At 60.1% G+C, this 13,160-nt stretch carries 6 protein-coding genes and 3 pseudogenes; 4 read left to right on the top strand and 5 right to left on the bottom strand.

The window, feature by feature from the left end:
• Nucleotides 1-45: 45 nt before the first annotated feature.
• Together XcyCFBP4188_RS01640 and XcyCFBP4188_RS01635 are read left to right on the top strand one after the other, a co-directional pair.
• Complete coding sequence (locus tag XcyCFBP4188_RS01640; protein ID WP_104591525.1) at nucleotides 46-2,391, top strand: GH92 family glycosyl hydrolase; 2,346 nt, start codon at nucleotides 46-48, stop codon at nucleotides 2,389-2,391.
• Between the two features lie 56 nt (nucleotides 2,392-2,447).
• Nucleotides 2,448-4,289: a glycoside hydrolase family 35 protein gene (locus XcyCFBP4188_RS01635; RefSeq protein ID WP_074057994.1), complete on the top strand. Its 1,842-nt coding sequence runs from the start codon at nucleotides 2,448-2,450 to the stop codon at nucleotides 4,287-4,289.
• A 232-nt stretch (nucleotides 4,290-4,521) separates the two neighbouring features.
• Here the strand turns inward: XcyCFBP4188_RS01635 and XcyCFBP4188_RS23730 are convergent.
• Nucleotides 4,522-6,800 (bottom strand): annotated as a pseudogene (locus XcyCFBP4188_RS23730) (Ulp1 family isopeptidase).
• Nucleotides 6,801-7,226: 426 nt separating this feature from the next.
• On the bottom strand, nucleotides 7,227-9,800 hold the full coding sequence (gene xopK, locus XcyCFBP4188_RS01615; protein WP_267929404.1) for a type III secretion system effector XopK: 2,574 nt from the start codon (nucleotides 9,798-9,800) through the stop codon (nucleotides 7,227-7,229).
• Between the two features lie 284 nt (nucleotides 9,801-10,084).
• Between xopK and xopAU the strand changes: the two genes are divergently transcribed.
• Nucleotides 10,085-11,746 (top strand): XopAU family type III secretion system effector serine/threonine kinase, encoded by a 1,662-nt coding sequence (xopAU, locus tag XcyCFBP4188_RS01610; RefSeq protein ID WP_233397301.1) that lies wholly within the window; start codon nucleotides 10,085-10,087, stop codon nucleotides 11,744-11,746.
• 147 nt (nucleotides 11,747-11,893) lie between these two features.
• On the opposite strand, the pseudogene XcyCFBP4188_RS23725 reads toward xopAU, so the two are convergent.
• Nucleotides 11,894-12,078 (bottom strand): annotated as a pseudogene (locus tag XcyCFBP4188_RS23725) (IS3 family transposase); the annotation flags it as partial.
• Nucleotides 12,077-12,190 (bottom strand): annotated as a pseudogene (locus XcyCFBP4188_RS23720) (transposase); the annotation flags it as partial. The pseudogenes XcyCFBP4188_RS23725 and XcyCFBP4188_RS23720, both read right to left, overlap by 2 nt.
• Before the next feature lie 317 nt (nucleotides 12,191-12,507).
• On the opposite strand from XcyCFBP4188_RS23720, the gene XcyCFBP4188_RS01600 reads away from it, so the two are divergent.
• Complete coding sequence (locus XcyCFBP4188_RS01600; protein ID WP_095575229.1) at nucleotides 12,508-12,723, top strand: hypothetical protein; 216 nt, start codon at nucleotides 12,508-12,510, stop codon at nucleotides 12,721-12,723.
• A gap of 62 nt (nucleotides 12,724-12,785) precedes the next feature.
• Here XcyCFBP4188_RS01600 and XcyCFBP4188_RS01595 read toward each other — a convergent pair whose 3' ends face one another.
• Nucleotides 12,786-13,115, bottom strand: coding sequence for a RebB family R body protein (locus XcyCFBP4188_RS01595; RefSeq protein ID WP_074058000.1), 330 nt, complete (start codon nucleotides 13,113-13,115; stop codon nucleotides 12,786-12,788).
• Between the last annotated feature and the right edge of the window lie 45 nt (nucleotides 13,116-13,160).

Raw genomic sequence — 13,160 nt, 5'->3', positions numbered from 1 at the left:
TGAGGGTACGGCGCACCCACCTCGTGACATCAGAGACCACACCACATGGCAACACGACGCGGTTTTCTCCAAAGCGCCATCGCAGCAGCCCTCTTCGGTAGCGGTGCTCTGGCAACAGGCCTCGCCCGCGCACGCGCCGGCAACTACGCACTTCCCGCCGATGCGCGCACCCGCGCCGACCTCACCCGCCATGTCGATGTGTTCATCGGCACCGGCGGCCATGGCCACACCTTTCCCGGCGCAACGCTGCCGTTCGGCATGGTGCAACTGAGCCCGGACACCTACAACGCCGTGTGGGATTCGTGCTCCGGCTATCACGAGTCCGACGGATCGATCATGGGCTTCTCGCACACTCATCTGTCCGGCACCGGCATCGGCGACATGCTGGATTTTCTGCTGGTGCCCGCCACCGGCGAGGTGAAGCTGGTGCCCGGCGCGCTCGACGCACCAGACACCGGCTACCGCTCGCGCTACGACCATGCCGATGAAGCCGCATCCCCCGGCTACTACCGCGTTCGCCTCAAGGACAGCGGCGTGCATGCCGAACTCACCGCCACCGCGCGCGCAGGCCTGCATCGCTATCACTTCCCCAAGGGCAAGCCGGCGCACGTGCTGCTGGATCTGTGCCACGGCATGCAGGATAAACCCGGTATCCCCACCCGCATCACCGATGCGCAACTGCGCGTGGTCGACGAACGCACCCTCACCGGTGGCCGTCGCGTCTACCAGTGGGCGCAGGGACGCTACATCTATTTCGCCATGCGCCTGTCACGGCCGTTCAAACAGGTGCAGCTGTACAACGAAGAACAGCCGCTGGCCGCAGGCACGCGCAGCGCCGATGGCGTGCATCTCAAGGCCGCACTGCATTACCCGGATGCGGCCGACGCACCGCTGCTGATCAAGGTCGGCATCTCGGCGGTGAGCGCCGACAACGCGCTGGCCAACCTGGATGCCGAACTGCCGGACTTCGACTTCGCCCGCGTGCACGCACAAGCCGTAGCCGCCTGGGAAAAAGAACTCGCACGCGTCCGCATCGACAGCGACGACGACGCGCAGCGGCGCATCTTCTACACCGGCCTGTATCACAGCCTGCTCGCGCCTACGCTCTTCAGCGATGTGGATGGCCGCTATCGCGGCATGGATCTGCAAATCCACACCGCGCCCAAGGGCTATCACAACTACAGCACCTACTCGCTGTGGGACACCTACCGCGCCGCGCATCCGCTGCTCACCCTGGTGCAGCCCGAGCGCGTGCCGGACCTGGTGCAATGCCTGGTGCGCGGCGCCAACGAATGCCCGGATGGCGTGGGCATCTGGCCGCTGCAAGGCGTGGAAACCGGCTGCATGATCGGCTACCACTCGGCGGTGGTGCTGGCCGAAGCGCATGCCAAGGGCTTCACCGGCATCGACTACAAAGCCGCCTGGCCGGCCTACCGCAAGCGCGCCATGGACGACACCACCCACGGCCTGGCGTACTACCGCAAGCTCGGCTACATCCCCGCCGACCAGGTGGACGAAGCGGTCAGCCGCACGCTGGAATACGCCTACGACGACTGGGCCTGTGCGCATCTGGCGCAGGCCGCCGGTGCCACCGACGATGCACGCGCACTACGCGAGCGCTCACGCAATTACCGCAACGTGTTCAATCGCGACAGTGGCTTCGTACAAGCGCGTCTGGAAGACGGCAGCTGGGCCACACCCTTCGACCCGCGCGGCATGGGCCACATCGCCCAATGGCGCGATTTCACCGAATCCAATGCCTGGCAGGCCACCTTCCTCAACCAGCACGATCTGTACGGCTACATGGACCTGTACGGCGGCCGCGACGGCTTCGTCGCCAAACTCGACGAGTTGTTTTCCACCAGCTCCGAACTGCCTGCCGATGCACCGCCGGATATCGATGGCCTGGTCGGCCAGTACGCGCATGGCAACGAGCCCAGCCATCACGTGGCGTATCTGTTTGCCTACGCCGGCCAGCCGTACAAGACCCAGGCGATGGTGCGCCGGCTGCTGCGCGAGCAATACCACGACGCGCGCAATGGCCTGTCCGGCAATGAAGACTGCGGGCAGATGAGCGCGTGGTTCGTGCTCAGTGCGCTCGGGCTGTATGCGGTGGATCCAGTCAGCGGTAATTACATCCTCGGCAGCCCGCTGTTCAAGCGCGCAGAACTGGATGTCGGCAACGGCCGCACCTTGCGCATCGTGGCCAACAACAGCAGCGCGCAAAACGTGTACGTGCAATCGCTGACCTGGAACGGCAAACCGATCAACCACAGCTGGATGCGCCATGCCGATCTGGCGGCTGGCGGCACGCTGGAATTCAGCATGGGCGCCAAACCAAACCTGGCCTTCGGTGCGAACAAGGAGGATCTGCCGCCGTCGTTTAATTGATGCTTGTTCTTACGCGTCATTCGTCATTAGTCACTCGTTTCCGCCGAGAATTTCCCATGTTGCGCACCACCCTCGCACCGCTCGTTCTGGCCCTCGCGTTCGCACTTCCCGTCACCGCGATTGCCGCTACTACCGACACCTGGCCCAGCTTCGGCACCCAAGGCACGCAGTTCGTGCGCGACGGCAAGCCGTATCAACTCCTCTCCGGCGCCATCCATTTCCAGCGCATTCCGCGCGAATACTGGAAGGACCGCCTGCAGAAGGCACGCGCACTCGGCCTGAACACGGTGGAGACCTACGTGTTCTGGAATCTGGTCGAACCGCAGCAAGGCCAGTTCGACTTCACCGCCAACAACGATGTGGCCGCGTTCGTACGCGAAGCCGCCGCGCAAGGCCTCAACGTCATCCTGCGCCCCGGCCCCTACACCTGCGCCGAGTGGGAAGCCGGCGGCTACCCCGCCTGGTTGTTCGGCAAGGACAACATCCGCGTGCGCAGCCGCGACCCGCGCTTTCTCGCTGCCAGCCAGGCCTATCTGGATGCGGTGTCCAAACAGGTACATCCGCTGCTTAACCATAACGGCGGGCCGATCATCGCCGTGCAGGTCGAGAACGAATACGGCTCCTACGACGATGACCATGCCTACATGGACGACAACCGCGCCATGTACGTCAAGGCTGGTTTCGACGACGCCTTGCTGTTTACTTCCGACGGCGCCGACATGCTCGCCAACGGCACCTTGCCGGACACCTTGGCGGTGGTGAATTTCGCGCCGGGCGAAGCCAAGAGCGCCTTCGACAAACTGATCAAGTTCCGCCCCGAGCAACCGCGCATGGTCGGCGAATACTGGGCCGGCTGGTTCGATCACTGGGGCAAGCCGCACGCCAGCACCGATGCCAAACAACAGACCGAAGAACTGGAGTGGATCCTGCGCCAGGGCCACTCGGCCAATCTCTACATGTTCATCGGCGGCACCAGTTTCGGCTTCATGAATGGTGCCAATTTCCAGGGCAATCCCAGCGACCATTACGCGCCGCAAACCACCAGCTACGACTACGACGCCATCCTCGACGAGGCCGGCCGTCCCACGCCCAAGTTCGCACTGATGCGCGATGCCATCACCCGCGTCACCGGCGTGCAACCGCCTGCATTACCGGCACCGATCGCCATCGCCGCCCTGCCGGAAACCCAACTGCGCGAATCCGCCTCGCTATGGGACAACCTGCCCGCCCCGATCGCCATCGACACCCCGCAGCCGATGGAACATTTCGGCCAGGATTACGGCTACATCCTCTACCGCACCACCGTCACCGGCCCGCGTAAGGGTTCGCTGTACCTGGGCGAGGTGCGCGACGTAGCACGCGTGTATCTGGACAAGAAGCCGGTCGGCAGCGTCGAACGTCGCCTGCAGCAGGTCTCCACCAACGTGGATATTCCGGCCGGCGAACACACGCTCGATGTGCTGGTGGAAAACAGCGGCCGCATCAACTACGGCCCGCGCATGGCCGACGGCCGCGCCGGCCTGGTCGACCCGGTGCTGCTGGACAACCGGCAACTCACCGGCTGGCAGGCCTTCCCGCTACCGATGCGCTCGCCCGACAGCATCCGCGGCTGGACCCGCAATCACGTCGATGGCCCTGCCTTCCATCGCGGCACCCTGCGCATCGGCACACCCACCGATACCTATCTGGACATGCGCGCCTTCGGCAAGGGCGTAACCTGGGCCAACGGCGTCAACCTCGGCCGCCACTGGGCCATCGGCCCGCAACGTGCGCTGTATTTCCCGGCGCCGTTCCAGCGCAAGGGCGACAACACCGTGGTGGTGTTCGACCTGGACAGCACCGCCAAGCCCGGCGTGCGCGGCCTGCAGCAGCAGGTGTGGATCACGCCGAAGGAATAACAGCAGCCAAGAAACCACCGCGCTCATCGTCAGACGGGCGCGGCGTTCGCTCCGAATCGGTTAAGAGCCGCCAACAAAACTACTGCGTGGCCACCAGACGGTCGCAGTCGATGCTCGGAATGAGGGTCGGCAGGGATTCGGGTAAAAAAAAGCCAAAGATAAGCCAACCCGCTGCCAGCAAAGAGCTTTTTAACGAATTGCTGCCGACCCTCTATCGCCGATGGTCGAATTGCTAGAACTTCCACCACTTGCTTTTCTTTTTCTTGTGTTCGATGGGCGTTCGGGAACTGACCTGCCGCTGCTTTCTGCTGGAGCTTGCGCCGCTTGGGCAAGACGATCCCTGATCAGGCCGCGGTCCGGTTCGATATCGCTCAAGTCCCTGCCGCCCGCGTAGTCGAAGGTGCCGTCGATCACCCTGTGAGCCAGCATCTCTATCCCGGTCAGCACATGATCGCCGCAGGAATAATAATCCGGCTGTATCGCGGTGGGCATTTCATGAGTTTCTTCATAGTCAAGGCCAAGGTGATACGCCGCCATGTCGGCAAGGTAGCGTTGCTGTGGCTGCTTCTGTGCCAAGGAATCGTAGTGGTAGGCTGCAACAGCGTCCTTGTTACGCCGGTCGACGACGAGCAATGACCAATGCACGTTGGGCTGATTGATCGGCAGGAACACGATAGGTGGGACGTCGTCTCCAACAAGAAGGCGCCGTGCGCGGGCCTGTTGGTCTGGATCTGCGGAGCTCAGCATGGTCACTACCTGTGAGTCGGCAAAGTGGAGTAAGTGGACATTGGGCTGCCCTCGCAATTGGCGAGCGAGGTCGTCGGTGTAGGCGCGCAGATGTCCATCCAGCAGCCACGAAGTGGCCGTCACTTGAGGAAGCTCGGGGTCTGCGACGTCCTGGGGCGACGGCAGATTGTCCACATCGATCCTCTCGGGACTCATGGCCGAGTGGCCCATGGGAGTCTGCGTGCCGTAGTCCCAAGACTCCGCTTCTTCCTGGGGGGTGTTGAGGTCGAATTTGCGGTCGTAATGGCTCATGGAGGAGAGGCCGTCGAAGGTCGAGTCCGTGCTTTGGGCGGGCGTGGCGTACTGCCACCCTGGCTGCTCGATTTCCTGGGGCGTATTGAGGTCGAATTCGCGATGACCATAGTTCTGTCTGGAGTCCAAGGACTTGAGATCATCGAAGGTGGAACTCGATGCTTCGGGCTGGGCTGACCATGAACCATAGGAAGAACCCGCCGGAGTATCGGGATTCCACGTGCCTGGTGCGCTCTGCGGCCAACCGCCAGAAGGGGTGGGCGGGAACAGGGACGAATAGGAAGAATAGGAAGAACCCGCCGGAGTATCGGGATTCCACTTCTCTTCTTGCCGATGGAAGGCCCGAGGGGGGCTGTTGGATGGCAGGTCCGGTTGTTGGTAACGAATTCTGAAATTGGCGCGAATTGCTACCTGGATGCCTTCGGATGCTCCTGAAATCACTGCTTCACCCAGACGAGTCAGTTTGCCGGTTTTCTCGTCGACTATTTTTTCGAGTTCTGCTTGTAATAAATATCCGCTACTTGCATCGTTGATGCTGCACGCTCTATTGCTGAATTTTCTTGAAATTTCAAGAAGCAAATCTGGGTTTTTATGGAGGGGCCGGAATACGCCTTTTAGAGGCTTGCTTTTTGGAGCGGCCAAGGCCAGTTTGCGCCTCTCGCTTGCTAGATCAAATCTTTTCTACTGATCTGGGGTGATGTATGGAAGGATGTTAAGTAGCATCCGGCTAAATGAGCCATCAATACGCAAGTACTGATGGAATCCCACAGTCGATGGCAATTTCCCTAATGCTTCATATCTTGGTAGATATTCCATAATTTCGTTGACCTTGCTTTGGACTACGTCTATGGCATCGGCTTTGTCTTTGTCTTTGGCTTTGGCTTCGGCTTTGGTTTCGGCTTTGGCCTTGGTTTCGGCTTTGGCTTTGGCTTTGGCTTTGGCTTTGGCTTTGGCTTTGGCTTTGGCTTTGGCTTTGGCTTCGGCTTTGGCTTTGGCTTCGGCTTTGGCTTTGGCCTTGGTTTCGGCTTTGGCCTTGGTTTCGGCTTTGGCTTTGGCTTTGGCTTTGGCAATGCGATCCAAAGTCAGTTGGCTCAGCACAATGTTTTGACTGCAATTCGACTCCAGTCGGTTCATCGCAAGTTCTCGATATTCAGGATCCGGAGAATGCCCAATTCGTCTTATCATTTGATGTATGACCTGGTCGCGTTGATCTTCGTTCAATTCCCGAAGCATCTGCCTGCCACTTATATGTGACAGGCCGCTGTCTGTCAAAAAGCCAGAAAAACTTGTAAATCTTCTTCGTAGCTCGGGAATACCTTTGCCATCGCCATATGCGCCGATTAGTTCTAATATTTTTGAGTAATCTCCATGGGTTTGGGAGGTCGGCGCGGCTGCGCGCATCCGATGGACCGAGCTATCGGCATGCACTTGCGCGGGATTTCTTCGCGGGAGGGATTCAAGCAGCGGATGTATGTTGCAACCCGTGCTGTAGTCTTCCCTGCGTTCTTCAGGGGGCGGAGAATTGCGGTGATCATCAGCCGCCTCCGTCATTTCGCGATATTTTTTATAGTCAAAACTAAATAATCTGTCCATCATTTGAAATGCCTGTGGGGGTTGACGTTGATATTTTCAGGCGTTCACGATGCAAGTAACTTTCGGAGGCGAATCCGTTTTCTTGAAAGCGATCTTCCCGTGTCGCGGTTTGGCGAGAAGCGCTCCGTTTCGCGGTGGCTCACCGAAGTCCTGGTTGAGGCGACGAAGCATTGACACGGAGAATGATCGAGCTGATACGCCCAAGGTTTTGTAGACACTCAGGACTCTCGTTGCGCGTAGCGCCGCTCGAACTCTACAGGCGACAGGTCGCCAGTTGAACCTAAAGACGCCACGACTGCTGATCGCTCAAGGGCTGAAGGACGGCATTGCCGCAGCCGCAGCGCCTTCGCGGATGCGCGCGGCCTGCATTTCGGTGGCCAGCAACGTGCCGCGCACATCGGTAGTGTGCCGCCGGACCTGCTTCATGCAGAAATGCGCAAAGCCCGCACTTCCTGGCTGCGGCGTGATCGCGTTTGCGGTCAACGCACCGACCAGGCGCTGTTGCAGCCCTTGCATCCTGTTTTCTGCGCGCTGGATTTTTCTTGTGTCTGAACTCTCCAGCTCCTCGTTTGCCATGCCCAGTTCTTCCAACATCAGGCTGACAGATCGCAGTTGGAATTCGTCGCGCTCACGCGCTTGATGCAGTTGCGTGGTCAGGCGTGCCTGCGCCTGCGCAGCCGTCGTGGCTGTGGTCTCTGTGTCTGGGATTGCACCAATGGCAGCATCCTCCGCCGGCAGCTCCACCCGCAGGCGCAGTTTCGATTCTAGATATTTCTTTTGTAACTCAAGACAACATTGCATGTACGCAATCTGCGGCTTGACCGAGCCTGGCGTTTGCAGCCACTGGCTAAACGCTGTTTCGGTCAATGTATCGGTATGTTTTGCATAGCTTCGCGCGGCTTTTTCGCCAGCGACGCGGGGTTTGCCGGTGAGCACTGCTCGCCCGTAGGTCGCCCCTGCAAAAAGCGCTGCCCTGGCTCGCTTGGCGAGCGAGGACGGTTGAGCCGCCTGACCAGTTGCTGGGCGCTGATCGGTAGAGCGAGGCACTGCCCGATAGCGTTTCTTCATGTCGTTGGCGCAGCTCTGCAAGAGCGCGTCCCGTGCTTTTTCCTGACCGTCGATACAGGCGTACAGGGCGCTGCGCAGTTCGAATCCATGCTGCGGAACGGCAACAGTTGCCTCCGTCGCGGCTGACGCGTCGTCGGCTGCAGGCGATGCCTGTTTTGCCGCTACCGACTGGGCAGCCACCGTGTGTTCGGTTGAGCCGGGCATGACATGGTCAGACTCCAGCTGATCACCAGTGCCGGTCGTCACGACGGTGTCCGACGCTTTTCCCGAGGCACCGTCACTGACGCGTGGTGTGCCATGCGGATCCACTTCCCCCGGTGAGGCAGCGATGCCCGCCTCGGTCGTGGGCAGCAGGTCGGCCATGGCAAGCAATGCCCGGTCCACGCTGGGCATCTCCGCAGTCTCGTAGTTGCGATACCGTTTTTGCTTGCCATGCGCCAGCAGAAACTGGTGGCCACCAACACCCATCGTGACCGCACCCAGCAGACCGGCACCGACCACCAAACCGGTGCCCACCGGCCCGGTCACGGTGGCTGCACCCAGCACAACAGCAGCGCTGACTCCGGTTTTGGTCAAAGTGCTGGCCGTGTAGGTGACGCCGCCAACGACAAAGCCCTTGTTCCAGTTGTTGAAGCTGCCGGCGAATCCGCTGCGCTGGGTCAGCTTGGTGCTCAAAAAGTGCTGGTAGCGTTGCGCGCCGGGGCTGAGGTCGCCTGGTTCCAGCTGGTGCAGGAAGTCTTCGACGCGCGCCGCATCGGCAGCGACGCGCGTTTTTTCCTTGCGCGACTGGTGAAGGAACGTACCGCCCAGCGCGGTGGCCGCGACGCTTGCCAGCGGAGCCAACACAAATGTGCCAGCAATACCGGCCGCCGACGCGGCGCCTGCGGCAGCGGTGCTGTGGCCGATCAAGCCAGCGGCATTTGCGCTCTTGGCGCCGAGTGCCAACCCGCCTTGGGTCCCGAGCTCTGTCGTGGCCTTGGTAAAGATCACGCTTGCGGACGCCATCGAGGTCATCGCGATGGCGCCATCACGTGCGTTGCGCTGTTGTTGGTAAGCGACTGTATCAAGCGCCTCGCTCAAGGCATGGATCTGAGCGCCTGCAACGGCAGTAAGTGGGCCGCTCTCCAGCGCCGGTCGCAGCAACGCCCTCTCCGACCGCAGCCGCCGTTCGCGTTGCCGCAGGGCACCGCGTTGTTCGGCCACTTCGCGGGTTTCCCTGTAAGCGGCGTAGATCGCAAGGCCAGATAGCGGCAGCATGGCGCCACTGATGCTCAAACTCATCGCCAGATCGGCAGCGCCTCCCGGCGCGCCCTCCTCAGCCAGGGTGTGCAGGAGGCTCTCGTGCGCTGCTGGCTCGATCGGATGCGGATCCAGAGAGTGATCCGCGCCGATACCATGCTGCGTCTGATGGTCTGCCGACACTGGCGTGTGATCGATCGGCGTGTGTTCGTGTGACTGCGCAGGGTGGTCGGCCTCCGGGGAATGTTCCGGTTCACCCGAGTGGGGCACTTCCGCGATCAGTTCCGCCGTATTGTCTACCGTGCCATGCAGTGGATCGGCAAGATACTTGGCGACTACGAATGCATCATAGACTGCCTCTGCTTCCTGAATTTCGGCCATGGCATTTGCGCCAATGTGCCGTTGGGATGCGTGCTTGGAGGCAGAATTTCTCTGACGCGGGCTTTTTCTTAAAGATTCCAGGCCCATTGGCCAGCCATCGGAAGCTGGAAGATCTTCAGCGGAAACAGGCACATCTTGAGTGGGCGAATCAGACGGACGAACATGACTGTTTGTGTGCTGCTGGATGCGCATAACTCAGACTCCGCATATCGTGACGCGGCGAGGCTACGCTTCCTGCACACGGGCCTCAGTACACCTGCGAATGCACTCGCCCAGGAACGAATCGCAGAATAAGGCCCATTCAAGGCTGGCTCACAAAGCCGTCTAGGACTTCGCCTGAGAAATCATCGTTTTTATCGCCCTATCCATCGCGCGTGTTTAGTGAGCGTGATCGCGCAATTGCATGCCGCCTCGCCTAGCCTTACACGATTTCGCACGACGGTGCCGCGTGCACTGCATGTCTTGGTAGAAAGCGGGTGAGCGTCCCCGCGACGGCGGCCATTGCCGCGATCCTTTTCATGCCTGCCCTCTCAGCCGACCGCTCGCTGCGATTTACCAGCACTCCCTTGAACGATTACGGCCTGGATCTCGCCATGACAAAGATCTCGCCCACTTCTTCGGTTGTCCAACATGGCATGCAAGCGGAGGGCGATCAGTCCGAGAACTCAATGCATCCAGCATCCGAGCAACATGAGCCAGCTGCTCCCGGCCAGGATCACCCGCTCAGCCTGCTGAAAAAAAGGCGCAACAGAAGCGGCGAGTCCTCTGTCCGGGAATTGAGTCTGAACATAGAGCGCTCACCTGCCAAACTGACAGTGCCACGCTCCCTTTCACGCTCGTGGTCCAGCGGCAGCAGCACCCCAACGACGCCAGGCTCCGATTCCATCCAAAAATCGTCGCCATACTCCAATTTGCCGGTGCTGGCGTCGCTGCTCGACCCGCCCACACCTGGATCCCTTGCCCTGGCGCCGTATCCCTCGAGTGCTTCCGGCATCTTGCGAAACGAAAGAATGCGGACGCGGGACATGCGTTATCGTCAACAGGACGTCGTGCTCAGTCCGCGCACAATAAGGCACCTCGCTACCAATTCGCCGCGTCCAGAACTTATGAAGCGACTGTCGTTATTGAAACCTGGTGTGCTGGAAATCGAGAACGGCTTCCTCCCAGTGCGGCTTGAGGGAACGCACAACAGCGATGCGCAAAGCCTCAAGGACATGCAGCCGATCGGCAGAGGCGCTTCTGGGAGAGCCTATGCTGTCCGCTTGGCTGAGGATTTCTGGCGTTCCGAAGAGAATTGCGGGCGGGACTTTGTCTTCAAGGCGATGTTGAACCCCGACCCCAAAGATCCGATCCCGATCAATTTGTATGAAAAGCGATTTCAGCAGCATGCGTCCGATCCAAGGGACCCTGTCTCGTTGCACAAAGCCCACATATACAGGGAGTACCAGATGACCGTGTCGCTGGATACGAGGTCTCCCGTCATGCGTGCCTACGGTCTGGTGCAGATCGACAACGTATTCGGCATGCTGCTGGAAAAAATCAACGGCATTACTGTCAGCAACCTGATCAAGCTCATGCGCCCGGCATTGCAGCAAGGGACGATCACTGCGCCAGAGTATCTGGACATGGCGCGGCAACTTATCACTGATGTCCTGATCGCTTTATCCTGTTGTGAAGACATGGGAATCGTGCACCAGGACGTTTCGCACAACAACGTCATGTACGACGTATCCAAGAAGATGTTCCGGCTGATCGACATGGGCCTGGGTGGAGAAGAAGGTGAGCCCACACGTTACGGCACGCCCGGCTTTATCGAGGCAGATCCGCAAGCTAGTCATAAACGGGATGTCTACAGCGCCGCTCAGCTCCTGGCGCATTTCATCAAGCGCCCGAATTACGACATGGGCTACATGGGAATTTCCAGGGCGAAATCAGAGGAAGAATTTCCGTTCATGGATGCACTGAGACAGCTGCCCTCAGAACGCAAGGAAGAGATCGTCCTTTTTTTCAACCGCATGATTAACCGAGACGCGAATGGTCCTGCCACGGCAGAGGATCTGCTGCTGGACCCGTTCATCAAAGACGCTGCGATGCAGTCCCGTGACAGTGTCCATGCAACCTTTGAAAAAGTGACTTGATGAGTTGTCCCTGAAATCCTTCGAAATCCCAAGCGACGAAGCTATCGGGCAGGGAGATCACGCGAAAACTACCATCCCAAATCAGACATTGCCTGCCGCGACGTCCCGATGTCACTGACCTACTCCCCGCGTTGGGCCCTCGCAGAAGATGGTCAGCGCCCGGAAACGGCGCCCGTCGAACAAGGCGGCGGCAACGAAGTCCATGCTCCAAACCTGATTGGGCCGCTCAGTAGCGTGCGCTCCATGCGATGTGCTGCGGCTTTGCGTCTGCGCGGACGTTTGCGCCGCAGGTTGAGGCTCGCTTGGCAGTACAGCCGATACACACGCTTGGAACGTGGCTTGGCTGATATCCACCTTGCGGCAACTCTCCTCGACCATCGTGCCGGTCTCGGCCTGCTTCAAGGCCAATGCGATCTGCTCTTCGGTGAACTTCGACTTCTTCATGGCGACCGGCCTCCTGGGCCTGAGTGTCGCCGAATTTTCTCGTTCTGGCTGGCCCAAGTTACAGGGAGGAGGTCAGTTGCCAGAATGTGGACCAGATCCGGCAAGAGGTGCTTGCACTCTCAGCAGCGCCCTTCAGAGTGCCGCGCGCGCGCCGTTATCTGGACGTCCGCTGCCCGCGCACCGTCTGCTACCTATTGTTGGTATCGTACGGATCGCATTCCAGGCAAGATCACCGGCTCACGCCGTTGTGGAAGGCAGTGGCGCATTCCCGTCGTTCCATCGAGCGACGGTCAGTTGGTGAGTTCCAGGAGCGTTTCATGTCGTCGTCCACCGTTTCGCAAGACCCTGTCTCCGCGGTTCCGGAGCAGACCCAGCACGCCTTTGCCGAACACGTCCACAACAAGCATGCCCCCAGCCAGCCGATCGGCAGCACCGAAGCTGCGCACCTGATGACGTTCCTGTGCCAGACCCACTCGGCCAAGCAGCCGCAGATCCTGCTGCCCCCGCAAGTGCGCGACGACAACGCGGCCTGAGTGCAATGACGCGCTCGTATCAGCACCATTGGCGACAGCACTGCCGCTGTCGCCAACCGCCATTATTTACCTGCTCTGAACGCATCAAGCACGGTGAGCAGACTGCTCAGATTGTTGGCAACACCCGCTTGCGCGACCTTCTCGACCTCCGCCGCCGAGGCGGTGGTATCGAGGCTGTAGATCTGCATCACGCCCTGGTTGGTGGCGGCTTGCGCTAGCGTGTTTTGTTGCTGCTGCACGGCCACCGCGTTATTGAAGAGAATCCCGTTTGAATGAGCCATGCTCTGATAGATCGTGCCCATGGCGAATGCAGGTGCTTGGCCAATGACCTTGACGTTGGACTGCGTGACGGCATCGGTGACTTGGTCGTTGACTGCGGTTGGAAAAGCCATGTGCGCGCTCCTGAGTGGACGGATACACGGCGCTGCGCGTCTGCA

The organism is Xanthomonas hortorum pv. cynarae (genome assembly GCF_002939985.1).
Lineage (GTDB): Bacteria > Pseudomonadota > Gammaproteobacteria > Xanthomonadales > Xanthomonadaceae > Xanthomonas > Xanthomonas hortorum_D.
The sequence above is the reverse complement of the archived record's forward strand: the minus strand, read 5'-3'. Positions and strand labels throughout refer to the sequence as shown.